19 protein-coding genes are annotated in these 26911 nt (G+C 27.7%); 1 reads left to right on the forward strand and 18 read right to left on the reverse strand.

The window, feature by feature from the left end:
• Positions 1-41: 41 nt before the first annotated feature.
• The 16 genes from NMG77_RS02905 to NMG77_RS02980 all read right to left on the reverse strand — a co-directional run bounded on the left by NMG77_RS02905 (position 42) and on the right by NMG77_RS02980 (position 23861).
• Positions 42-1484 (reverse strand): MFS transporter, encoded by a 1443-nt coding sequence (locus NMG77_RS02905; RefSeq protein WP_255034467.1) that lies wholly within the window; start codon positions 1482-1484, stop codon positions 42-44.
• Complete coding sequence (lepA, locus tag NMG77_RS02910) at positions 1477-3276, reverse strand: translation elongation factor 4 (protein WP_255045717.1); 1800 nt, start codon at positions 3274-3276, stop codon at positions 1477-1479. The genes NMG77_RS02905 and lepA overlap by 8 nt, the downstream gene beginning before the upstream one ends.
• Before the next feature lie 23 nt (positions 3277-3299).
• Positions 3300-4112: a DUF1600 domain-containing protein gene (locus NMG77_RS02915; RefSeq protein WP_255045718.1), complete on the reverse strand. Its 813-nt coding sequence runs from the start codon at positions 4110-4112 to the stop codon at positions 3300-3302.
• Between the two features lie 42 nt (positions 4113-4154).
• Positions 4155-4946 (reverse strand): DUF1600 domain-containing protein, encoded by a 792-nt coding sequence (locus tag NMG77_RS02920; protein WP_255045719.1) that lies wholly within the window; start codon positions 4944-4946, stop codon positions 4155-4157.
• Between the two features lie 130 nt (positions 4947-5076).
• The gene (locus NMG77_RS02925; RefSeq protein WP_255045720.1) at positions 5077-5874 is read right to left on the reverse strand and encodes a DUF1600 domain-containing protein; all 798 of its coding nucleotides are present in this window, start codon (positions 5872-5874) and stop codon (positions 5077-5079) included.
• A gap of 18 nt (positions 5875-5892) precedes the next feature.
• The gene (locus NMG77_RS02930; protein ID WP_255045721.1) at positions 5893-9504 is read right to left on the reverse strand and encodes a DUF3713 domain-containing protein; all 3612 of its coding nucleotides are present in this window, start codon (positions 9502-9504) and stop codon (positions 5893-5895) included.
• A gap of 37 nt (positions 9505-9541) precedes the next feature.
• Complete coding sequence (locus tag NMG77_RS02935) at positions 9542-13000, reverse strand: DUF3713 domain-containing protein (RefSeq protein WP_255045722.1); 3459 nt, start codon at positions 12998-13000, stop codon at positions 9542-9544.
• An 87-nt stretch (positions 13001-13087) separates the two neighbouring features.
• Positions 13088-13855, reverse strand: a complete 768-nt coding sequence (locus tag NMG77_RS02940) for an ECF transporter S component (RefSeq protein WP_255045723.1) — start codon at positions 13853-13855, stop codon at positions 13088-13090.
• 137 nt (positions 13856-13992) lie between these two features.
• Positions 13993-15366, reverse strand: coding sequence for a hypothetical protein (locus NMG77_RS02945; RefSeq protein WP_255045724.1), 1374 nt, complete (start codon positions 15364-15366; stop codon positions 13993-13995).
• 2 nt (positions 15367-15368) lie between these two features.
• Positions 15369-16286, reverse strand: a complete 918-nt coding sequence (gene holA / locus NMG77_RS02950) for a DNA polymerase III subunit delta (RefSeq protein ID WP_255034476.1) — start codon at positions 16284-16286, stop codon at positions 15369-15371.
• A gap of 1 nt (position 16287) precedes the next feature.
• Positions 16288-17304 (reverse strand): ComEC/Rec2 family competence protein, encoded by a 1017-nt coding sequence (locus NMG77_RS02955; RefSeq protein ID WP_255045725.1) that lies wholly within the window; start codon positions 17302-17304, stop codon positions 16288-16290.
• Positions 17305-17430: 126 nt separating this feature from the next.
• Entirely contained in the window at positions 17431-20013 is a 2583-nt protein-coding gene (gene valS, locus NMG77_RS02960) for a valine--tRNA ligase (protein WP_255045726.1), read from the reverse strand.
• A gap of 3 nt (positions 20014-20016) precedes the next feature.
• Entirely contained in the window at positions 20017-20577 is a 561-nt protein-coding gene (yihA, locus tag NMG77_RS02965; RefSeq protein WP_255034480.1) for a ribosome biogenesis GTP-binding protein YihA/YsxC, read from the reverse strand.
• Positions 20578-20582: 5 nt separating this feature from the next.
• On the reverse strand, positions 20583-20804 hold the full coding sequence (locus tag NMG77_RS02970) for a YneF family protein (protein WP_255045727.1): 222 nt from the start codon (positions 20802-20804) through the stop codon (positions 20583-20585).
• A gap of 9 nt (positions 20805-20813) precedes the next feature.
• Positions 20814-22853, reverse strand: coding sequence for a thiamine pyrophosphate-dependent enzyme (locus NMG77_RS02975; protein ID WP_255034483.1), 2040 nt, complete (start codon positions 22851-22853; stop codon positions 20814-20816).
• Positions 22854-22862: 9 nt separating this feature from the next.
• On the reverse strand, positions 22863-23861 hold the full coding sequence (locus tag NMG77_RS02980) for a glycosyltransferase family 2 protein (RefSeq protein WP_255045728.1): 999 nt from the start codon (positions 23859-23861) through the stop codon (positions 22863-22865).
• Positions 23862-23976: 115 nt separating this feature from the next.
• On the opposite strand from NMG77_RS02980, the gene NMG77_RS02985 reads away from it, so the two are divergent.
• Positions 23977-25173 (forward strand): Y-family DNA polymerase, encoded by a 1197-nt coding sequence (locus NMG77_RS02985; protein WP_255045729.1) that lies wholly within the window; start codon positions 23977-23979, stop codon positions 25171-25173.
• On the opposite strand, the gene rnmV is transcribed toward NMG77_RS02985, so the two are convergent.
• Positions 25157-25717: a ribonuclease M5 gene (rnmV, locus tag NMG77_RS02990; RefSeq protein WP_255034486.1), complete on the reverse strand. Its 561-nt coding sequence runs from the start codon at positions 25715-25717 to the stop codon at positions 25157-25159. The genes NMG77_RS02985 and rnmV overlap by 17 nt on opposite strands.
• Positions 25669-26691 (reverse strand): ribose-phosphate diphosphokinase, encoded by a 1023-nt coding sequence (locus NMG77_RS02995; RefSeq protein WP_255034488.1) that lies wholly within the window; start codon positions 26689-26691, stop codon positions 25669-25671. Before NMG77_RS02995 ends, rnmV begins: the two co-directional genes overlap by 49 nt.
• Positions 26692-26911 lie beyond the last annotated feature (220 nt).

A 26911-nucleotide genomic window follows, 5' to 3' on the forward strand; every position in this document is an offset into this window, starting at 1 on the left:
TATAATCTACTAAAAAATTCCGTTTCGTGAATTTCTTCAATTTAAATATAGTATTTAAATGGTTTTTTAGTAAAGATTGGTTTGATCTTTTTACCATTCTCGATCCAACTACTAAAGAAATAAAGAGTTAGACCTACTAAAATAATCCCTATAAGTATATATGAAATAGCTGTATTAGCTTTAATAAAATTTATAGAAATTTTATCTTTGATAAAACTCGTGAAAAAATTAGCAAAGGTAATTGCTATTGAATTTGTTGTTTGATTTATGCCTAAGGGGGTTATTTTATTCGTTTTAAACCCGTAAGATAAAGCATGGGCTATTAATAGGTTGTACAAGATTCCATAACCAAATCCTGAAATTGATTGAATAGCTAAATAAACATATCCTTTATTAGTTGTTTCTAGCGCATCAGTATTGATTAATAAAATTAACCCTACATTGTATAGAATGAAGAATAAAGAACCAAACATGGCTACTAATCACTTATCAAAATACTTAACTCCAATAACACCCATTAATACTCCACCAAGTAGTTGAGCACCACTGAATATATTTGATAAATAACCTTCATAAGGAGCGCTATTGCTATTACCTACTAATTGCTGCAGTGTTATTTGAGCTATTCCATCCGATATAGCAAATTTGGTAAATATCACAATAGCAGCGAATATTATAGCTACAACAAAACTATATATTTTGTTAAATGATTTATCAATTATATTTTTTGGATCATCTTTTTTTAAACCTACAAATTGCGGATTTTCCCGTAAAAATCATCAAAAAACAAGATTTATTATAATCGCAATTAATCCAATTAATCAAAGATATTTTGTAATCTCGACATCAGCAGTTTTGTTTTGTGTAATTGCTAGAGTTCTTATTAATGATTGGATCGGTGAAGCTATAAAATCAGCTAATAATGGCGGTATTGATAAAATTGATATCGCTAAAAAAGGTTTTTCTTTAGCATGTTGTTCATTAAATCATAATGAGAATGAACCAATACATGAAGCGCCTATTCCAACACCAATTACTTGTATTAAATTAGTTGCAAAACTAGGCTTAATAATTATCGGAATAAAAGTGACTAATTGTAACAAAAGAGCGGTAAAAATGACCTTTTTTCGTGATTTAAATTTTATTCCTAAATAGTCAAACAATGGTCTGGTAAAAATACCCACAAAACCATATAAACTTAGCGGTAAATATAATAAACCACGATCAAGCATTAAGTCATTATGTAAACTACCACGATAGCTTCTAACTAGAAAAATCGGAATTCAAAATATTGTGTAAAAAATAAAAAGTTTTTTATAACCCTTATTTTCAAATTTTATTTTTCAAAAAAAGATAGCACTTACAATCAGACAAATCAAAAACAACGATAAGTTAATTATTAATGATGTTTTGTATTTATCTGATACCATTATGCTTGCTTGATTAATGATTGTTGTTAACAATCAATCTAACTGATTATTCATCATCTTGCAATAATTTAGAGAATGTTTCTTGAGGAATTTGAACAGATCCAATCGCTTTAAGGCGTTTTTTACCTTCTTTTTGTTGTTCTAGTAATTTCTTCTTACGAGAAACGTCACCACCATAACACTTAGCTAATACGTTTTTACGCATCGCTTTAATTGTTTCACGTGAAATAATCTTTGAACCAACTGCTGCTTGAATTGGAATTTCGAATAAGTGTCTTGGTATCAAATCTTTGAGTTTTTCCACGATTTTTTTAGATTTCTGATAAACAAATTGGGTATGACTAATGAATGATAATGCATCCACTTTTTGTGAGTTTAGTAAGATATCAACTTTAACTAGATTTGATTCACGATAACCGATTAATTCATAGTCTAATGATGCATAACCTTTGGTAACTGATTTCAATTTATCAAAGAACGAATAAATAATTTCAGCTAACGGAATTTCGTAGATCAAGATTTTTCTTGTACTATCTACTTCTTTCATTTCTTGGTATTCACCTCTAAAGTTTTGACATAATTCCATTATTGAACCAATGAACTCATCTGGTGTTGAAATCGTTAATTTAACAAAAGGTTCTAACATTGCCTTGATTTTATTTCTTTCAGGCATCTTAGCAGGATTATCAACCTTAATGGTTTCGCCATTTGTTAAATTACATTCATACATAACTGATGGAGCTAAAAGAATTAAAGGAATGTTATATTCACGCACAATTCTTTCGCGAATTACATCCATATGTAATAAACCTAAAAAACCACAGCGAATACCAAAACCTAATGCGTTAGATGTTTCATATTCATACTCTAAAGCCGCATCAGTTAAAACAATTTTTTCCATAGCTACTTTTAAGTTTTGGTAATCAGCCGTATCAACTGGATATAACCCAGCATAAACCATCGGCATTATCTTACGATAACCTGGCAAAGGTTTATCGCAAGGATTATCAACAGTGGTAATCGTATCCCCTACATGAATATCGCGAATGGTTTTAATTGAAGCAGCTACATAACCCACTTCACCCGCTTCTAAATAATCCTTTTTTTGCATATTAGGATTTTTAATCCCTACTTCAGTAACAATATATTTAGCACCATTAGCCATGAATAAGATTTCATCACCAACTTTTAATTGACCGTCAAACAATCGAATAAAACAAACTACACCTTTGTGCGGATCATAGTAACTATCAAAAATTAATGCTTTTAATGGATCGTTCTTTTCAGCTTTTTTAGGAGGCGGTATTTTCTTGATAATCGCATCGATAACATCTTCAACATTCAATCCTGTCTTAGCAGATATCAACGGAGCGTCTGAACAATCAATCCCGATTGTAGTTTCAATATCATTTTTTACTTTTTCGACATCAGCTGATGGTAAATCTACTTTATTGATTACAGGAATAATTTCTAAATTATTTTCTAACGCTAAATAAACATTAGATAATGTTTGCGCCTGAACTCCTTGAGTAGCATCAACTACTAATAAAGCTCCTTCACATGCCGCTAGACTTCTAGATACTTCATACGTAAAATCAATATGACCTGGTGTGTCAATCAGATGAAAAGTGTAATCTTCATTATTTTTATTAAACTTAAGCTGCGCAGCATTAAGTTTAATCGTAATACCACGTTCTCTTTCTAATTCCATGCTATCTAAAAGTTGATCCTTCATCTCTCTTTTAGATACTGTTCCAGTTATTTCAATTAAACGGTCACAAAGTGTTGATTTACCGTGATCAATATGAGCAATAATGCTAAAGTTACGTATGTTTTTTTTATCCATATATTTAGTCTGACTTAGTTTTATTATGCGCTAATTTTAAATTTAATGTATTTAATAGAACGCTTTCTTAATTTAGCCGGGAAATTAATGTATTTTTTAGAAATCTTAAGATGTGATCATCAAACAATGAAGTATGTTGTCGGAAAATAAACAAACAACATTGATATGATCACTGTCCAAGCTATTTTAGGGTTGTTAATAACATCTGTAGCTGAACCATATACAGAATATGTGTTGTTGTCTTTAGTGTTATAAACATGCGGAATCGTCGCAATATAAATACCATAAATTAATGGATATATCATCCCAGGGATTAAGTAAGATCAAAACTTCTTAATTCCATTTGATGGCGCATAGACAAATTTAACAAAACCACAAACAACAAATACGATCGGATTGATCAGATGAACAAAAATACCTCTAGCAAAATTGATCGGAATTTTGATTCCCTCATATCCATCGTGCAGAGCGTTTAATATTAAATTATATCCAACAAAGGTGAATAAGATATAAACAATACAAGCAATTAAAAACTTATCATTTTTTAAGAAGCTGTGCTTTGGAAAAAACACATAAAAAAACGAGAAAATTAATAACAATGTATTACTTTGGTTGGTAAATTTATCAATCACGGTATAACCATTTTTAAAGTTCTCAACCATCATCATGTTCTTACTTATTTCATTCGTTTGCAATGAATCAATTATCCTTTGAACAATAAACCCAAAAGTAATTAAATTAAGTAAGAACACAAAAAAGAAGATTTTTTGCGTTCGATCTAGTTTATATTTGAATCAATAATCAAAGCTTTTAGTTTCCGTATCTAATGTATTCATAATTAATTTGTTAAGTTTTTATATTCTTATCATTTTTCTTATTTAGTTTTGTTTATCAACATAATTTTGTTTGTATTTATTGGATATCTTATTTACTCCTAGTCATACCAAATAACAAGTTAATGGTAATCAGATCAAGATTAAGAATGCTACTACTGGATAAGCAACCTGCGGATAATCTTTTGTATTAGTCGCTATATCATACACTGTATAAGTTGTTCCATCCTTAGTTTTATAAACAAAAGGAATTGTTGATGTATATATTGAATAAATAATCGGATATATACTAATCGGAATCAAATACTGATGGTATTTCTGTAACCTTATATTTGGGTCGTATATGTACTTAATAAAACCACAAATAATAAATATGACCGGATTAAATAAGTGTTTGTATAAATCAACAAATAATCTAAAGCCTTTTTTGCTTAAAGCATAACCAATCTTTTTCTGGCTAGCTGCTAGATCTGAATTTGGTGAGACAACCGCTCCGATCGCATTAACAGCACTAATCGTATTATAAATAAAGAAGGTAAAGAAAATATAAGTAATACAAGCAATTAAAAACTTATCATTTTTAAGAAAACTATGTTTCGGAAAAAAGATGTAAATGGTTGAGAAGATTAGTAACAAAACATTACTTTGATTCGTAAATTTACCAATTACAACGAATGCATCCTTACCATTATAAATAGCTGCAAAGATTCCATGAAGTACTAATAAAAATCCGATGATATTTGTAAAAAACACAAAAAGAAAGATCTTTTGCGATTTATTTAATTGATTTTTATATCAATTTTTAACACTAAATTTTCTAGGATTCAATGAACTCATACAGATTTTATTTTCAGGTAAAACAGCGGCTCTTTATTCTTTTTAAAAGTTTATAAAATGCTTTTAAAAAAGAAAAATGAACGATTAAATTCAAAATAACTTTGAATAAGCGTTCTTTTCTTTATTTCGTTTAGTTTTCTAGTGGTGTAGTACTCTTAGGTGGTACGTAGTATTTTGTGTTGATTTTTCTTGCCCCGAATCAAATAAGAAAGAATGTAATTGGGAAATAAACAAAAATCATTCCAATACAGATAGGTCAAGCTAATTTAGGATTTTTAATAACGTTTGTTGGCCCACCGTATACTGAATAATACTCACCATTAGCATGTGAATTATAAACATACGGAATAGTTATCACATAGATTAAGTAAATAATCGGATAGATCATTCCAGGGATAACAAACGCTTTGAAAGATTTAATTTTTTCAACAGGGTTAAATACAAATCTTAAGAAACCACAAACAATAAATACAACAGGGTTGATGAAGTGTAAGGTAATACTTGCAGCAAAAGCAGCTATTCTATTTTCATTTAATAAAGCTGCATAACCTTTATCTTTAGCCGTTAAATTTAAGATCAAGTTATATCCCACAAAAGTAAATAGGATATATGTCATACAAGCAATTAAGAACTTCTCATTTTTAAGTAAGCTGTTCTTTGGATAGAACACATAGACAAATGCAAATACTAATAATAAAAGATTACTTTGATTCGTAAATTTATCAACTTCCGTAAATCCGTTTCTAAAAACTCTTTTTTCAGCAGGACCTATATTGTTGTGCATTAAACTATCTATAAAAGAATAGATAACAAATCCTAAGCCAACAATATTCAATAAAAACACAAAAAAGAACATTTTTTGCGATTTATTTAATTTGTTTTTGTATCAATTTTTAATACAAAAACGCTTATTATCTAAATTAGTCATTTTATTTAATTACTTTTCTTAATTTATCTTCTTTGCAAAGAATGAACCTAAAGCTCCGAATAATCTTACGTCACGAACAGTTAGTTTTTTGTTGTTTACTAAGCTAGTTAGCGCTTGAGTTTGAATAGCTGAATTATTAGCAGTCATAGCAATAATAGTTAATAATTCTGATTGAGATAAGCCTAATGCTTTATTAGAATCAGTTAATCATCCAGCACCTAATTTATCAACATCACTGTAACTAATTTGTTTAACATATGTTGCAATTCTTCTTAAACTACCTTTAACGAATAATGTGTTGTTTAGATCGTAGTTTTCTTCTTTTTTGTTACCGATGTATCCAACAAATCTTTCAAAAGCAGAAGCAGGAATCAAGTTGATCATTTTCTTGATTTCTTCTAGTTTCTTATCGTAACTTAAAGGATTGTTCTTATCATCTTTTTTGAAGTAGTCGTTACTTGGAACTCTAGTTTCATCAGTAATTCTGTTAGCTAGACTATCTAATTCACGTTCAGACTTAATTGAATCAACATAAGCAATTAAGTTATCTTTGTTTCCGTATCCAAAGAAAGTACCTTTTTCACCTGATGAACTGTATGTTGTGAATAAAGCTGATTTAACTTCTTCCGCGATAGGAGCTGAACTATCTTTAAATACTAATCCAGCAAATCCATATTGAGGAGATTTAGGAGAATCTTCACTTACAGAAACTTTGTAAGTTAATGAACTGTTGTTTCAATAGTTAGCTTTAGTAATTTTGCTAGCTTCAGAGCTTACAATATTCTTTCAGTTAGATCCTTTTGATCCTAATATACCATCAGGGTTAGCATCAAATTTAGTTAATGGGTTGTTATCAGAAGATGCACTATTAGCTGCATCTAAATCAACTGGTAATGATCAAGTGGCAAAAGCGACTTCACCAGGTTTAATGCTAGTTTTAGCTATTTGTTTGAAGTTTTGTAAATTATTTCTTAATAATCATTGAAGAGTGTATAAGTATTTGTAATAATTGAATGTTAATTCTGAACTAGGATTCTTATCTAATCTTTGATCATTTCACAGATTATTAACAATACCATTTAATGTACTAAAACTATTATAAACACCTTTAGATGTTTTGTCGCTTAACGATGAAAATACCGAAAACTGATAAACATTTCTTATAACATTTTTCAATGTAGTTTGATCTATCCCAAATGAAGATCAAACGCTACCGTCTTCAACCTTATAAAACTCTTTAAACTCTTTACTTGATTTAATGAATTCAGTTTTGATTTCATTAGTTAATAAAGATGAAGAGATAATAGAACCTAAAACTAAATTTAAAGCTAATTTTAGATTTTCTCATTTACTAAATTGTTCATCTTCAGCTTTAATATCTATAAAGGTATTTTGACTTTTACTATTAATTAAAACTGTTTCAACTTTTAATTTAGTTAACAATTCTTGAATTTTAGCATCTCTAGCTTCACGTTTCTTTTTAACGTTATCTTGGATACTCTTATTTGTACCTTCTGTTGAAGGAGTACCAGTTAACCCAAAAGTAGCTAAGTAGTATTGTTCTAAACCGTTATATGAACCATCAGCTGATCTTACATAAGGTAATTTAGCTGCTATACCATTGTTACCTGGTTGGTTGTTTTTTTGATTATCATCAAACGCTTTAGCACGTTCATAGATTTTAGCTCTAACGTTTTGCACTTGAGTATCTAAATCAAGAGCTCTTTGGTATTCAACTTGAGACTTAACTAAATCATTAACTAAGTCATAAACTTTTTTGAAGCTAGTTTTAAAACTGAAGTTCCCGCCATCTTCAATATTAAAGATGTTGTTTTTGCTTTCAGGAGTCTTTATAGCTTCTTCATACATCTTACTTAACGCTAAGTATAAGTTTAATGTTTGGTCTTTATCGTAGTATGACTTAACTTGGTTTTCTAAGCTGAAATCATATTTTTCATTATCAGCTAAACTTACAGATGATTTTAATAATGAACGGTAAGCTAAGAATTCTTTTTGTTTAGAAATATCTCTGCGCTTATCCATATTATTATTTAAATAGTATTCACCACCATCTATAGCAATAACATGAATTCCATCTTTACCTCTAGCAAAAATGAATTTGTCAGCTTTTGTATTTTTAGCAGCAGCAGGAGTGGCTGCAGCGGGAGCAGCAGGAGCTGGAGCCGATGAACCTTCTGACGAAACGACCATATCAGCAGCTCTAGACATCGGTTGAGATGAAGGTGTCATTTGTTTCCCATCTCACTGAAAGATTTCAAAAATCTTCTTATTACCAGCAGCTAAATCAGCATAAGCTTGATAGTACGGATCTTTAGTTCTGTTAGTGCTATCAGTTTTTAATAATGAATCGTTTGCAACTGCTTGATCTCAAGTTGAAGTTGTAGTTGATCCACTAGAACTATCCGGAGTTCTAATGAAGTTGTTCATTAAGTTGGTTTCATCTATTGAAGATTGAACATTACCTACATTATCTTTGTTAGGATTATTAGTTTGTCTTAGATATTGTTGAACAAAGGCAGCACTAAACGATACATCATAACTATTAAACATGTCAGATGCAGTCATTAACAACTTACCACCAGCATCAGATGAGAAGTTGTTCGGAATATCAATTCCTTTAGTCTTGTCGTTTACATAACTATCTAAACCATTGCGAATGAATTCGTTATAAGCTCTCATTCCTTTATTTTCATCGAATGGTTGATCTTTAGGGTTTTTGAACGCTTGGAAATTATATCCAGCAACTAATGAACTAGCATTAACAACACGGTCATTGAAAATAGAATTTAATCCGTCTTTTGGAGTATCATTAGTAAATACAATTCTAGATACTAAATTAGGATTTTCATTAGTTACTCAACTATCAAAAATATTAGCTTGGATTTGCGCTAAGAACTCTTTATTGTTTTGTTCGTTATCAGTTTTACTAAATCCTCCATTAGTAAACTTGATATTTTTTCAATTTTCTGGATTGCTTAATGTTTCTCTTGATGGAATTTTAGTTAGGTTTGAATAAACTGTTAAACCATCTGTGTTTGTAGATGTAGTTGGTGCGTAGTTTAAATATTGAGTTTCAAAAACAGAGTCAAGGAAATCCCTAATGATCTTTTGGTTTAATTGATTTTTTAGATAGCTTTCTTTAGTACCACCATTAGAGTCATATAATTGTGTTTGTAAAAGATCTTCATATTCATTACCATGAAGTTTCTTATTATCTTTAATTGATGTATCTAATTGATCTTTGATATCATCACTAAAGTTTTCGTATTTGTTTTTTAAAACTTGAGATTTTGAATCTTTGTAATAATTAGATAAAGATTCTGCTAACAATGTTGATAATAAAGTTTGAAAACCTTGGTTATTTTTTAAAGCAGTTGTTAATACAGATTGCGCTTGTAGTTTATAACCGCCTAAAATACTTTCATCACCATTTACAAAACCTTGGTTGATATTATTTTCACCATTGTTACTGTAACCTGTATTGAATCTATTAAGTTGATTGTTAGCAACATTGCCACAAGAACTAGCAATGATTCCAGCGAAAGAAATTAAAGACAATAAGGATATTTGTCTTGTAATTCTTCGTTTTTTATTATTGTTTTGAAACATCAGTTTTACTCCAATTTAAAATTTTACTACTTTTTATTTAATTCTTTAGGGTCCATCTTAAACCTAAAGCATCATATAAACGTTTATCATTAACACTAATAAGTTGTTGACTGTTAATTATTGCTAGTTCAGCGTTGTTTTGGTAAGAACTATCAAATGCGTACTTAGCTATCACAGATAGTAATTCATTAACCGATAAACCTAGACGATTGTCTGCGCTTGTTAATCAAGATTTTCCACCCAATTTACTTACATCATTAAAATTAATTTGTTTAACATAAGTGGTTCAATTTGTTAACGACTTAGCTGCTCTGTATGGTTTGAATCCTTCAGGTTGAGTAGTTAAATCAGTTGAAGTTTTCTTATTCTCTCCGATGTAACCAACAAATTTTGTATAAACGTTATCACTTAAAATCTTCTTATCACTTAATGTGTTTATTAAGGTAGTTTTTCTTTGACTAAATTCGATCGGTTTACCATTAGCATCAGTTTCAAATAAATTAATATTAACCTTAGCTCTTTTTAGTAATTCTACGAAAGTATCTAACTCACGATTACTAGTTAAAGAATTAACGTATTTAATAACTTCATCTAAAGAACCACCGAATGAGTATAAGATACCATCTAATCCAGATTGTTCAAAATTATCAAATAAAACTGATTTAACTTCATCATTTAAGTTAGCTGTTGAGTTTGCTACACTTAATCCATTGAATCCATAAATACGTTTATCAGTTGCTGCGTCATCACCAACAGTTGAATAATTAGTGTTCTTAGCCTTTACATTTGGATCGCTATCAACAGTTTTATTGATATTAATAAAGTCAAACTTACTTCCTTGTAAGTAATCAGGGTTAGCGATAAATTTATTGAAATCTACTTTATCTTGAGTAGCAGCAATATTACCGTTTTCTTCTAACTTAGTTCCACTAGTTAATGTTCAAGAAACATTAGCACTAATACCTCTTGTAATTTGGTTAGATAAGATCTTCTTGAATTCTGCTAAGTTATCTTTAATTAAATATCTAAATGTGTTTATATATCTTAAATAATTAATTGAAGCATTGTCATTTGGATCAGTTATAGTAGTTAGACTATTAAAGTAATTTTCTAAAACTTTTTTATATTCATCTTGAGTTGTTCAAGAACCATATTTAAGTTTATCTGTTTTTGTTTCTCAAGTACTTTGAATGAAATAAAAATCAACTACATCTTTGATTTGCTTCGCTTCAATGTTTTCATAATCTTTAAATTCATGTTTAGAAGCATCATAGAATTTCTTGAAGTCTTCATCATTTAGATAGAATTGTTTTCTAAAATTATTAGCTGAAGTTGGTAACGCGATTGTTGCGTTGATAGCAGCATTAATCCCAACATCATAACCACTATCATATCTAGAAGTTACAAAAACATTTTGTGAGTATAATTGAGAACTTACACCATTAAGAAGTAATGTATCGATTGCAGCTTTAATACTCTTATCATAATTAGCTTTAGCATCGTTTACTACTTTATTAAATAATTGAGTTAAACCTGTATCTTTTGTAGCTAAACTTGCTTTATCTAGCAAGTTGTTTTCAACTAATAATTCTTTGTAGTAACTTTCAATACCTAAATAAGTCCCATCACTAGCTGCTGGATGAGGTAATTTAGCAGCTAATCCAATGCTAGGTGATTTGTTTGATTTAACTAAATCATCAAACATCTTAGCTCTTTCTAAAATCTTATCTCTAACATTTAAAGCATCGTTTCTAACTTTTTTAGCATAGTTATATTGAGCTTTATTTTTAGCTAGATCTGAAAGAATAGTTGAAACTTTTTTTAAAGAGTCTAAAAATTTCTCATTACCTTTTTTATATAAGAATGACTTATCATTATTCACTGCATTTAGTAAGAACTGCATTATCAAGGTAATGTTGTTGTCATCAAAATATTTCTTAACAGATTCTAATAAGTTAAATTGATAAGTTTTTTCGCTAAAGTATTTAGGAAACTCACTATTCTTTAATAATTCATTTCTGAATAATAAGAATTGTTTTTGTTTCTCAATATCTCTAGTGTTACCAGTTAAGTAATAGTTAGCACCATCAATAGCAATGATATGAATACCATCCTTACCTCTAGATAAGATGAATTGCTTAGCTATTTTGTTTACATCTTCATTTGTTGATTTAGGTCTGATATATTCATGAATACTAGCTTCACCTTTTGCGTATTTCTTATATACACTGTAGTAGCTATCATCTGCAATCTTATCAACTAAAATACTTGATTTAATTTTTTCAGATATTTCTTTTAATTGATTATCGTTTGAAGTTAAATCTAATTTAGTTGAATATTTAGAATTAGTATCTATTGTAGTATCAGCAAAGATAAAATTCTTCATAATGTTGTCCGGATCAAGTGTAACCGATGCTACTGCATTATCCTTATCAACATTATTAACTAAATCTTGATATTGTTGTACATAAGCAGTACTAAAAGCAACATCAAAAGAATTAAACATTTCGCTAGCAGTCATTAACAACTTACCACCAGAATCTGATGAAAATTGATTTAAAAAATCTACTGTGTAGTTTTCTGGATTGTAATAATTATTCAACCCATCGTTAGCTACTAATTGTTTGAATCCAGTCGATAGTTTAGGTGAAGTTTTATCAACAACTTTATTTGGATCAGTAAAAGCTTGGAAATTGTAAGTAGCTCTAAGATCATCACCCAAAATTTTTTTATTAAATATCTGATCCAATCCACCTCTAATATCTTCATTAGTAAATACTAATCTAGATACTAAATTCGGATTTTCTTTTCTAACTCATTGATCAAAAACATACGATTGAAAATCAGCAAACATCTGTTTATTGTTTTGCTCTGATTTATTATCTGTGTAACCTTCAGCATAAAACTTGATGTGTTTTCAATTTTCAGGCTTACTTACTTCGTCGATTAAAGGATTAGCAACAGGTTTATTATCATCATTAAAATAACCTAAATAATCATTTTGGAAAACTAATGATGAGAAATCAGTAAAGACATTAGTAAGAACTTGTTTGCGTTTATAAGCATCAACAGTTCCGCCGTTAATATCTAATACATCTGTTTGTCTTCTAACTTCAAAATTTCTTCTAAATTGATTTCTTAAAGAAGTTGTTTCACTTTCTAACTTAGTATCAGCTTCTTTCTCTCAATTTCGATATTTTTCAACTATTTCAGAAGATGCATTATTTTCATATCAATTCTCTAATGAATCTGCTAACAAATATCTAGCAAAATTGTTAAAACCTTGATCGTTTTCAAGTGAGTTTTGAAGAACTTCATTGAAAGAACCGACACTAGAGTTACTAAAATTTCTTGGATTAGACTCAGTCTTAAAAAGTCCGTCTAAGACTTGTTTTTCCACAGCACTAGAACAGCTGCTGGCAACTAAGCTCATCACAGATATGCCACTTAATAAAAAGGAAGTTGCAAGAATTTTATTTCTTTTGTTTTTAAACATGAATTTAGATATATAAATAAATGAAGAAACACGAGGGATTCTTCAACTATATCGTTTTTTATTATACTATATCACTATTTTATGTATTTATCAACGCAAACGTGAAAGATTGAAAAAGTTTTCTAAATGAGGTTCTGATAATTTGATTAAACTAATTACACAAATTATTAAAATGGGTAACCTTAAAGTTTCTTTAATCACTCTTGGAATTAAGTAAGCGCTTAAAATAAAATCTTTGGATTTTGGTTTTTGATGAACTACATTAATTAAGAATTCATTAATTGATATTGTTCCTAACACTAATGAATAAAGAATCGATAAAGTAATCATCATAGTCGAAACATATAAAAATAGTTTAATCGATTCTTTAGTTTTTTTATTTCTTAAGTATAGCAATCAACTTATGATTTCTGAAAAAATAAAAAATAAACCAATAAATACGAAACTTAGTGTTGATCCAAACGAATTGTTTCTTATCAATATTTTTTCTGTGTCTGTATTGTTGTATAAAGATAAAAAGATGAACCCCGAAACACAGAATCCAATAATTAAAACTTGTTGAAATAAAAAATCTAAGGAATTAGAACTGTATTGTTTTCTAATTCGATAAATCGAACCAAACAGAGAAGCAGTAAATACAATCATCGGTTCTTGAATAGCATAAAGTCAATACCATACACCACCTTTACCTAAAATAAATGAAAGTGTATCAGTTAAAAAACCTATTGGTATAGCAGTAACTGGACCGAAAATTCAACCAATTAAAGCTAATCCTACTCAAGAGATTCCTAAACTTATCGTGGGACCTATCTTTATAACAAAAAAACCTAAAACAACTTTTAAAGCTATAAACATAGATAAAAAAGAAATAAGGTAAATGTTATACCTTAATTTAAGTGGTCAGAACGGTAAAAAAAACCTAATGATTGCTAATTTATTTATCGGTTTTTTAGCAACATCAAACTGATTTTTAATAGCTATTTTTTGCAATATTAGAATACCTTATTAGATGAATCGCTAGAATTATTTCTTTCGAAAATAGAAGTTATTTCGTTAGCTGCTTTTTTGATTTCTTCTGCATATTTATCAACAGCTTCATCAATTTTTTCTTTATCAATTTTTGGTTTGAAGAACATTGAAATCACAATTAAAAATATAATTGCCAAAGGTATTGAAATTAATCCTATTCAAATAATTTTAGTAACTTCATAGACTGTATCAGCAGGAATCACTACAGCCTCTTTTGAAAAGAAAATTTTCGAAGGAACTGAATACAAGTGTTTAATTCCATCAAGTAATGAACCTCCAGAATAAGGACTAAAGAATGGCGAAAAAGAATAAAACACTATGAATAATAATAGATAAATTAATGGTTTAATTCTAAAACTATATCTTAAGTTGTCATTAATATGAGGAGGTTTTACTTCTTTATTAGTGTATGTAGAAATTAAAGCGATAGCATTTTGAGATTTTTTAAGCGATGTTTTACCTATTGCTGAAGTTATGTATGTATAAGCGCAAATAATATTTACAGCAACTAATAATAACGTAGAGGTAGTATTTATCGGAGATAGTATTGGATAATTTTTATTATCTATAGCAGATACAAATGTTGGTATTTCTTGATTTTGATATAAAACGAAGTATCAAGCTAATAACCCTAACCCAAAAGCAGCGAATATTAAACATATTACAGAAGCTAAGTAGTTCAATATAATCATTAATTTAGATTTTTCTTTAAATAAGAAAAATTTACCAATATCAGATTCAGATTTAACAACGATCGAAGCAAATTGTTTGTAATCAGGTTGACTGATTGAAGAAATGATTTTTTCTAAATTTTCTTTCAAATCAATAGAGGAACCTAATGGAACACTAAAAGAAGTTTTTTTATTTAATTCTTCTTCATCCTCGATATCAGATACTGTTGGTGATGAATTAATATCATTCTTATTATTATTTATTTCTTCATCATTACTTTCAACTACATTTTTTTCTTTTTCATTGACTTTAGGTTTGTCAATTATTTCATCAAATGATTTATTAAAAGTATTAAGAATGAAAATATCAAGATAATTGATATCATCATTAGCATCATCAAATGAGTCGTAAGAAACCAATTTATCGCTAGTATATTTGCTAGTTGTAAACTTGTTAAGTTTATTTAAAGCAAATTCAACATATTCCAAGTTATCAGAAGCATTTTCAGTTTTACTAGCCAAAAATTTATAAATAGCAATCTGTTTAAATAAAACAGCTCTAAACGCCTCATTGTTCTTTAATTCAGTTTCAAACTTTTCACTATTTAAAATTGTGTTAAGTTTGTATTTAATTTTATCTATAGTTGAATTAAGTTCTATCGACATATTTAATCAATACCTCTTATGATGAAATATTTAAGAGATTGGTAAGGATCAGCCAAACTTCTTTTATTATTAATATCTAATTTTAACAAATCAACAATAAAATCCTTTATTACTTTATCAGATTTTACATAAATATCTCTATATGTATATTTTAACCAATAAATATTAACGCCCATTTTTTTAGCTATATCTTCATCAGATAATTTCATTTTTTTACCAAGCAATAAGAAATATATTTTACTAAGCATCGTAATCAGAGTAGAAATAATTTCGCTTGGTTGCCTCTTATTATCAATTAGATCCTGATATATATTTAATATTTCTTGAACATTATTATTGATAATCTCTTTAGCTAAGTTGTAGATTAATGTATCCGAATGATCAATTATTATTTTATCTATCTCTTCACGGTTGTTTAAGCTTTCTTCATCAACAAATTCCAATTTTTTAATTTCACTGCATATTAGTCTTGCATCGTTATTAGTATTTTTATCAATAAAATAAGGAAGTCAATTTGGATAATTTTTATTTAACTTATCTAACTCTTTTGTTATGAAATTAAACTTAGAATTATTTTTACTATCTAAGCTTTTTATCTCATTTTTACCGTCAATTTTTAATAAATCTGTTTTTTTATAATCATATTTACTATCAACTATTAAAAAAACTTGTTTAGATGAATTATTAATAGTATTTATTAACGCTTTACTACTATTTAAATCAAATTCTTTATATAAAAATGCGGGATTAATAATTGCTATAATTTCATTCGAATTATTGTTGAATAACCCAGTACTTAAGTATTGAGATAAATTAGTATTTTCATCATAGTTAACTCAAACAATATTTTTATTCTTATTTTTCTCTCTTAAATTTATTTGAGCTAAATATAAATCGTCACAAATCACTAAATAAGACACTTTAGATTAACCTCATCACCCACATATTACTGATAAATAAATAATAAATTAATAAATAGTAATAAGGTGTTCAATTAGCTAATTCAGATAAATTTATAACGAAATAATTTATTTGAAAAGTTTCTATAATCATAAAAAAGACATTATGCAAGATTTCTAAATACGGTCAAATAACATTAAATGGGAATAGAAAAAGATTTAAAAAATAGATACTCATAATAATAGGACTCAAAATTATTGATCAAAATATTATCAATAAATTTATCTTCCCATAACCATTAATAATCAAACCGCCTAACACTATATTGATAAGCACACTCGAAATTATTGATTTAGCAAAATTATTTATTTTTTCAATTTGATAAATTGCAGTTATTACAGATACACTTAAATAACTTAGCATATAGGAATAGCTCAGAAAAGCATATGGATTAAATAACAATAATACTAGTCCAGAAATCGCTAAAACTAAAAAACTTATATCCTTTTCCTTTATAATTTTCTTAAGAATAAGATTAATAAATAAACATAGTAATATTCGTGTTACTCCATAACTAAAACTCAATAAGTAACAATAAAAAATTAATATCGGAAATGATACAAAATTACCGATAATTTTTGATTTTTTAAATATTTTTTGAATAGTTATATTTATTAAAGATAAATGCAACCCACTAACAACTAATAAATGCGCTATTGATAGGTTTAATATCTGGTTATATATAACTCTATTATCATTGTTTCTAATATTAAATATCGTTAATAATAAAAATCCTCTTGATTGTTTTCTTTCGTTTGTATTAAGATATTTCAAAATTATTTTTCTAAGATCATATTCTTCTGGTATCCTATCTAACAACTCTTTAAAACTAACCCCTTTAATATCAAGAAAATAATAAATAAGATAATACCCTAAAAATAAAACAAATAATACGCAAATAAAAATTGCTATTTTGCAATTAAACAAAAAGAATGAAACAATAAAAAAACTACGCCTAGGATTCCTATCAGTATCCATTGTTGTTTATTAAATGTATAACCCAACAATCAAATGGAAACTAAACAGAACATCAATGCTAGTCCGTAGTTTTCTTTTATGTTTATTCTTCTTTTTAATTCCATATACAAGATATGGAAAAAAATCTTATTTTAAAGAATTTAATTTATCTTCTTTTAGTTTTAACTCTTCTTGATAGTTATTTAATTTTTTAACTTCAGCCTCGTATTTTTCTTTTGGAGCTTTATTCTTGAAGTTTTCATTATTAACTATATTTAAACTTCTTTCAACTTCTTTTTGAAGTTTTACTATTTCAGCTTTTAATTTATCAATAATTTTTGACTTATCATTCTCATAAACAACATAGAATTCATTATCATCTGATGCTATCAAGAATAAATCGTCAAGTTTTTGGTCACTTATCTTAATAAGATTTATGTTTTCTGTTTTTAAATATTTAGTTAAGTCTTCAATATAACTTACATCATTCTTGTAAAGAACGTTTAACTCTGTTTTAGATTTCAATTCGAAACTTTGTTTGAAATTTCTAATCTTAATAACTATTCCTAAAATATTATCAAAGTTAGATGTTTTTTGTTTAATATCAATTAAGCTTGGTCATTTTTCAAGAATGATTGAAGGTTTTTTATTACTAAATTCAAACACATTGTATAGTTGTTCAGTAATAAATGGAACAGAGGGATGAAGCATAACTAATAAATTCCTAAACATTTTATTAGCTAGATCATATTTAGCTTTAGATCATCCGTTTTTCTTATTGAATTCAATATAAACATTAGCAAAATCATCTCAAATGAAATCACTTAATTGTTTATTTGACAGAGCGAAACGATATTCCTTTAATTTATCTTGAACACCTTCATTAACATCGTTAAAACGGTTAATAATTCAATAATCTAAACTATCTAACCCTTCATCAGTTAATTTAGTTACATCAATTAAGCTAATATATCTAGCTAAATTTCATAGTTTATTTAAAAATGAAGCTGCTGCATTCATTTTTTCGGTATTATACGAAACATCTTCACCTGGCGAAGTATTTGATGTTAAGAATAATCTTAAAGCATCTGAACCATATTCATCAATTACCTGAATTGGATCAATTCCATTATTAAGTGACTTCGACATCTTGCGGTTTTGATCATCTAATATCAAACCATGCAATAATAAGTCTTTGAATGGAATTGATTTTTTAAGCAATCAAGACATGATCACCATTCTTAACACTCAAAAGAATACAATATCATAAGCAGTAACTAACAATGAATTAGGAAAATTATCAGCAAACTCTTTATCATCAATTCCTTCATTAAAACATATTAAAGGTCACAATGCTGATGAGAATCAAGTATCCAAAACATCCGGATCTCTTATGTAATCTTCACCTGGTGAAGTTATACTTACTTTAATATCTTCAGAATTATTCTTATTATATCAAGCTGGTATTTGATGACCTCATACAAGTTGTCTTGAAATACATCAGTCTTGATTAGAATCCAATCAATTATTAATCGTATCTAAGAAACGTTTAGGATAAATTTTGATATTATCAGGATTGTTAACTAATTTTTTAATCTCATCAACAAATTTAGTTGTAATCAAGAATCATTGCTTCGATAATAACGGTTGAATAATTGTATTAGAACGATCAGAATAACCGATATTACTTACTATTTCTTCAAACTTAACGTATTTGTTTTCTTTAATTAATTTATCAACAATTAGTTCTCTAGCTTGATAAACATCAACACCTTCAAATTCTAAAGCTAGTTCATTAAGTGTTCCGTCAAAGTTAATACAGCTTAATTCTGGTAAATTATGTTTTTTAGATAATGCATAGTCATTATGATCATGCCCTGGGGTACATTTCATAACCGCACTACCAAAGTCGATGTCAATGTATTCATCGACTAAAATCGGAATTAATTGATTGTTCAATGGATTAATCAATTTTTTATCGTGATATTTTAAATATCTTTCGTCATTAGGATTAACAAAAACAGCCACATCAGCATAGATTGTTTCAGGTCTAGTTGTAGCTATTTCAAGATAATCTTCGCTATCTTCTAGATAATACTTAATATAATGTAATTTTTGCGTTGTTTCCTTATTGATTACTTCAATATTTGATATAGCAGTATTTAGTTTAGTGTCCCAGTTTACAAGTGTATATTTCTTAGTTATATATCCTTGTTCATAAAGTTTTACAAAAACATCTAAAACATATTTATTTGACTGTTCTGATAAAGTAAATTTTTCTTTTTTTCAATTAAGAGCTAAACCTAACGATTTAGCTTGATTCTTAATTGTTTTAGATGATTCTTGTGCTCATTTATAGATGTTATTAAAGTGGGTTTGGCGATCGTCTTTTTTGTAATCAATATTATTGCTTCTTTGAATTGATTCGAATTTTGTTTGCGTAGCAATCCCTGCATGATCAGTACCAGGAATTCAATTAATGTTTCCAGTTACTAACTTTTTATAACGAACAATTAAGTCTTGAATCGATAAATTTCAAGCGTGACCAATATGTAATTTACCCGTTAAATTAGGTGGAGGCATAATCACACTAAACGGTTTTGTGTCAGATAAACAAAAATCAGATTTTTGATTAGCATAATCAGTATCTAATCAAAAATCTACAACACCTTCACTTATGTATTTATGATCGTATTTTTGGTTTAAATCCAGTTTTTTTAATTGTTTCATAATTTACGAATTAACATCTATAATTCTTAACATTAAGTTATTTAAATTTTGCTTGTTTTTAGCGCTTATTAGAATGATTTTTTCTTCATTAACCTTAAGAGCATTTAAGATCTTATGTTTATTGTTAGGATAAGCTGATTTAGGGTATTTATCAATCTTGTTAAAGACAATATAATAATCAATTCCAAGAGTTGATAACAGTTTAGTTATTTCCATATCTTGTTGAGTTATTACACCAAGATCAAGAACTAAAAAAATGCCAGCTAAATTTTCTCTATGATTCAAATAATCAGTTAAAAAAGCTGATATTTCTTCTTTTTGAGATTTCTTGATTCTTGCATAACCATATCCAGGTAAATCGACGATTCTCTGATTACTAATCTCATAAAAATTCATAGTAACCGTTCGACCTGGGGTTTTTGATGTATGAGCTATCTTAGCGTTTGCTAGACCGTTAATAATTGTTGATTTTCCAACATTTGAACGACCTATTAAGCACACTTCTTTTTTTGAATCGTTAATGCACTCTTTTAAGCTAGTAGCGCTTTTAATAAAACGATTCATTATGGTTATTTCATTTCCTTAGAATATGCACGCATCATTTGTTTTACTTGAGCTTCAGATGGTTTACGTCCCATTTGAGCATATAAACTGCGAATTTGTGCTTCTGTTATCGGTGGGTTTTTACGCATCTGACGCTTAAAGACTTTAATTGCAATGATGTAACCTAAAATAGCTCCAGCTATTAAGCATAAAGGTATACTCAAACCTAGTGATAATGCTAATTCCATTTTTGTCTCCTAATTACTATCCTTATTTTTCTTATCTTGGTCGTTATTGATATCGCTATTGCGCTTTAAGATATCAGCGCCATTATTTTTATTAATATCGATTTTACCACTCAATAGATAATGACCATATTGATCTTGATCATTATCAAATTCAGTTGTATTAGTTCTTGAATCTAATGATTTTATTTTATTATTATTAGTTTTTTGTGAACGCTTAGATTTTTTGAAATGAACAGTATGTTCTTTCATTTGATCAATTGAGTTTAGTTCAAGTGGGTTTTTAGATAAAACATTACCTCATGCAACTTCTTCCATTCTGTCCATATAATAACTTGGGAAGTTGTTTAGCAAAACAGATTTTGCTACAGAATCCATGTTATCAAAATGTTCTAATGATAATACCGAAATGATTCTAGGCATTATCCCATTTTTTAATAATTCTTCGCGAAAACTTAATGCTTTTATTAAATCTGCGCCACAAGCAATAATGTTAACAGTAGCATAATTATGCGTGTTTAATTCATAGCCAGCTAAATTAATGCCATCCACCATAATATTAACTAAATCCGAAACATGTGGCAAAACAATAAAGGTATCTTTTTTGTTTTGTTTATTAAATTCACATATTGAATATTTTAATTCTTCGTATGTTCCTGGTTGTAATAACAATGTGTTGTTTTGGTATGCGATTGAATTACAAATTGAATTTAAATAATTAAAAGATAAACCCTTAGGAGTATTTACTAAATATAAGAATTTATTGTTGCATTGTTGTAAGTTTGGATCAGTTATAATCGATGATATTAGGTTGATATCAGTATTAATTACTGGTAAATGAACTTTGTTGTGCGCTATAGCGCAAGCAATAACTTTAGCCAGTTCAATTCATTGCCCTAATAATATTAAACGATCAGAATTGATTTGATTTAGTTCATTTTCCAACTCATAATCATTATCGTTAACTTCTAATAAAACAGAGTTAGGTTGTTCTTTAAAAATAACTGCTTTTAATTTAGCTAATGATTGATTACTATCAATCTTATCTGAGTTGAATTCTCAATCCTTATAATTTGTTAAATAGTCATCTAAAACAATATTTCGTCTTTTTAATTCATCTAGTTGATTATTTATTAAATCTTTTAATTTATTAACACGTGTTTGTTGGGTCGGGTAAATATCATTTGCAGTTTCATATAAAACCTTAAATTCTTCACCATAGTATTCAAAACGCTTGATTAATTTGTTTAATTCTTCTTGATCTAGTTGAGTTCTTAATACTTGACTAGTACCAGCAATTTCTGAACCATGCCCAACAACAGTGTTGATATCAACAAAAGCAGGACGATTAGCATTGACTGCATATTGGAACGCTACATCAACTTTATCAACATTGTTAGCATTCAATACACTGATGTATTTATAACCCATCTTCTTAACAATTGTTGAAAAGTCAGTTATTAAATAATCATCATTAGCTCCGCGTTCTTCAAAAGAATTATTATCATAAATAATAACTAAGTTATCTAATTTTTGATTAATAGCAGTTTTAAGAGCTGATAAACCATAATTAGAATTCAAATCAGCACTACTAACAATACAATAAATTTTATTAGTTTTTGTGTAATGAGAAGCTTTTTGTATTAACTTAGAATCTATTGCTAAACCTACAGCATAAGCAAGATTATAACCTGGTTGCTTATTCGAAAAATCGTAAAGATTTCTAATCTTTTTTTCATAAGAAAAATCAATTAGATCATCAACTTTTATATCAGGATGTTTTAATAAGTAAAAACAAGCCCTAATATTAGATCCACCTAATTGTTTTGAAACAACAAGTTTATCATTATAGCTTGCATCTATATCATTAACATCCATAACAAAATAGTTGCGGAACAAGACATAAAGATAACTTGCTGAACCAAATCCATATGCAGCTTTCCCTATAAAACTATTATTGACACTATCAAACATTAAAAATCTAAAGTTATTAACGATTGTATGTGAGTTTTTAGGGAAAGGCTTATTTTGATAAATCGACTTAATAACCATGTTTTTTAATTATTTAAATAATCTTTTATTTTCGTTAGTTTTTAGTTTTTCTCGAAGGTTATTAGGTACCTTAAAGATGTAATTAGAAGATAAATATTGATTCTTTAATAGTGTTAGGATTTGCTCTTCGAATGTCTTTTTAATCGCATCCACAGTACTACGATATTCAATTCTTACCTGATCTATTATACTGGTAATTATACTAGATTTAAAATCGTTTATTCGGTCTTTGATTGGAACATAATTATTAAACCAATCAATCATCTTAGGATATTCATGAAAAATATAACGATATTTAGCAACTAAAAACTTTAAACGATTCTCATCATAAAAACCTTCGCTTTCAATAAAGTTAATGGTCGGTTTTCAAACTACTCTGAAAAAATCACAGTTAGCTAATAAATCGTATTTCAAATAAAAATCGGGAATGTACGGATTTTTACCAAACTTCATATCAAGAGCTTCAAAGAAATTCTTTTTAATTAATATTCCTTGAGTATTAAATGAGTTAGCAAAGATGTAATCAATTGAATTACGGTCAGATAGTTTTTTATCATTCGTAGGAATATCATAAACCCCTTTCATAGGGTTAGATGTTGTAGCAACCATATTTCTCCCTACAATAATCTCAGTAAATTGTTCATTAACTGAAATCATATGCTTAATAGCATCTTGATTAAGAGTGTTTGGCGGTTCTAAAAATAAAAAGAAATGACCTGAAGCATATTTAACTAATTGATCATAAACAAAACCTCTCCCTTTTTGGGTTTGATTTTTATATATTCTTACATTTTGTTCGAATGTTTCAAATCTCTTTAAAACTTGATATGAATTATCCGATGAACTATCGTCAATACAAATAATTTCTATATTCTTATAACTTTGAAATAACGCAGAACTTACTGTGGTTTCTATCGTTTTGGCATTATTATATACAGGTATAAGAATAGAAACTAAGGGGTTTTTTACATGATAAAATTCGGAAGAGCGTGAATTAGTTTCATTCATAACACAAATTGGTTGCTGTATTATTGTTTAATTATAAAAGCATTTTTATTACTTTAAATAGCTTGATTTAAATATTTTTTCTAATAATTTAATATTATTTAAATTATTGTTTTTAATGGCTAGAAAAACTATTTTTCATATTGATTTTGATGCATTTTTTGCTTCAGTTGAAGAAAAATCCAATCCAGAATATATTAATAAACCATTAGCGGTTGGATCTAAATCGCATGGTTCTATTGTTTCTAGTGCTAATTATGTTGCTAGGAATTTCGGGGTTCGTTCGGCAATGCCAATTTTTCAAGCCAAAAAACTTTGTCCTTCATTAATTATTGCTGAAGTAGATTTTTCGAAATATGAAAAAGTATCTGCTTATGTATTTACTTACTTAAGAGATTTTATAACTAAGAAAATAGAAGTAGCTTCAATTGATGAATGTTATTTAGATGTTACAGATATATTAGAAAAAAATAGAAACTTAAGCGCTGTTGAATTAGCAAAAATGATTCAAAGACAAATTTTGGAATTAACTAATTTAACTGTATCTATCGGAATTAGTTCAAATTTATTTTTAGCTAAAATGGCAACAGATCAAAACAAACCTAATGGTGTTTATGAAATCTGGCCTGAAGAAATTAAAGAAAAATTATGACCTATTAACATTAGTAAAATGTATTTAATTGGTTCAAAAAAAATACCTGTTTTAAATGAACTAAATATTAAAAACATCGGTAATTTCGCGCAATTTAAAGATAGAGAAAAATTAATAAGCATCTTTAAGAATATGTACTGAACTCACTACAATCATGCTAATGGTAAGGGAGATGATTTTGTAAATTATGAAAATAGTTCAAGGAAATCTGTTTCAGTTTCAAGAAATATAAGATATATAGTTAGAAACTATGACTCTATTTTAGATATTTTTGATGACTTGTTTGATGAAATTTATCAACGATTAAAAAATCAAAATCTTTTGACTAAAAATGTATCTGTTTCATTAAAGAATAATAAAACAATCTCATTATCATATTCATTTAAGCAATTCATAGATAAGAGATCGTCTCTTTATAATAAAGCTGTTGAGTTGCTTGATAGACTTCATAATGGCGAAATAGTTTCTAATATCGGTATAACTTTTAACAACATTAAAAAGAAGTATAAATACATCCCTAATATAAATATTTATCAAGAACTTTCAAAAGAACAAAAAGACTTAACCATATTAAAAAAAATCGTCAGCGATATTAACAATGAAACTAATAAAGAATTGCTTAATATTGCCGAAGATTTTGACTATTTTAAATATCAGAAATAAGTTCTTTTATTTCAGATAAATCTTTTTTTAAAAGAGATAAATATCTAAATAAACTTTTGTTGTTTCCATAAGGAATTCCAAGTTTTTTACACAACTTAATTCTTTTTATTTTTGTATCTAGATTTAAAGATAAATATTCTATCCAAGATATAGTTTTCGTATTATCTAAATCAGAACTTATTAAATTATTAAACGCTTTTAAGATAGATTCATTACTAGCTTCAGCAATTCCTTTCTTTTTTGAATCTTTTAGTTCATTTATATCGATAAAAGCTTCTTTATATTTTTTTAACTCTTTAATAAGTCTAGATCGGATTTTTTTACCTTGATAATCTGGGTCTAAAAATAAAATAACACCTTTAGTTAAACTTAATTCCTTAATCAAATTAATTTTTTCATTAGATATTTCGGATCCATTTGTCTCTATCGTTTCGCAATCAAAAATACCTTTAAGTTTAACGGTATCAGTTTTACCTTCTACAATGATTATTTCATTTATTCTAGGTTTTCTAGAATTTTCTTTAAATCTGGTGATTTCGCTCATTCTTGATAAAGTGTATAAACATCACTAATTGAACCACCATTCATATAAGCTTCCAATACTAAACTATAAAAGTGGTCTAATTTAACAACTTTAAATTGTTTTTTATCTTTAAGATTTTTTGCTGATTGATCAATTGTATCGGTTATATAAATCTCATCGATTTCTTTGTTTTTATAACACTCATCAAATAATTCAATTGCATTTTTATTTAACAATCCATGAGTTGCCATTACTAAAACTTTTTTAGCTCCATTTTTATGAAGTAATTTAGCTGCAGACATAATCGTTCCACCTGTGTCGATCATATCGTCAACTAAAATACAACATTTGTTAGAAACTTCACCTAAAATATTAATTGATTCAGCAACATTTGGTTTAGGTCTTCTTTTATCAATAATAGCTAAAGGAACGTTAATTGATTCAGCTATTTTTCTAGCTCTTTTAACACCACCATAATCAGGTGAAACCACAACTAAATCATCAATTTTATTATTAACCAAAACGTGGCACAACAAAACAAATGAAGCTTTTAAGGTATCAACCGGAATATCAAAGAAACCTTGCGTTTGATCGCTATGAATATCAGTCAATGTAACTCTATCAGCTCCAGCCTTAGTTATTAAATCAGCTACCAATTTAGAAGTTATCGGTTCTCTACCCGCTGATTTACGATCTTGTCTAGCGTAACCATAATAAGGCATTAATGCTGTTATTGATTTAGCTGAAGCGCGTTTAGCAGAATCAATAGCAACTAATAGTTCCATTAAGTTATCATTCACTGGAGAGTTAGTTGATTGTATAAAAATCACATCTTTATTTCTTAAGGTGCAATCTGGTCTAACAAAAATTTCTCCATCAGCAAATCTTTGAATCGTAATGTCACCAGGCTCAATACCTAATCTAGAACAAACAGATTCTGTTAATTTTTTAGAGGCAGATAAGCCAAAGATTATATGATTTGATTTTATATGCATTGTTAATTATTAATATAACAATTTTATATTAATTAATATATCTAGTTAACCAAATTGCAAGTAAAAATAAAGATTTTTATTTAGTCATTTACTGAAATTTAAAAAAGCGGTGTTTATTTTTTTTGATTAAATATTTTAGAAGATTTTTAATTTTTTAACATTAGTTTTTATAAAAAATTATTAGTTATTTAACAACTAAATATAAGACCATGTAAAATAA

The sequence above is a fragment of the Mycoplasma bradburyae genome, assembly GCF_024339025.1.
Lineage (GTDB): Bacteria > Bacillota_I > Bacilli_A > Mycoplasmatales > Mycoplasmoidaceae > Mycoplasmoides > Mycoplasmoides bradburyae.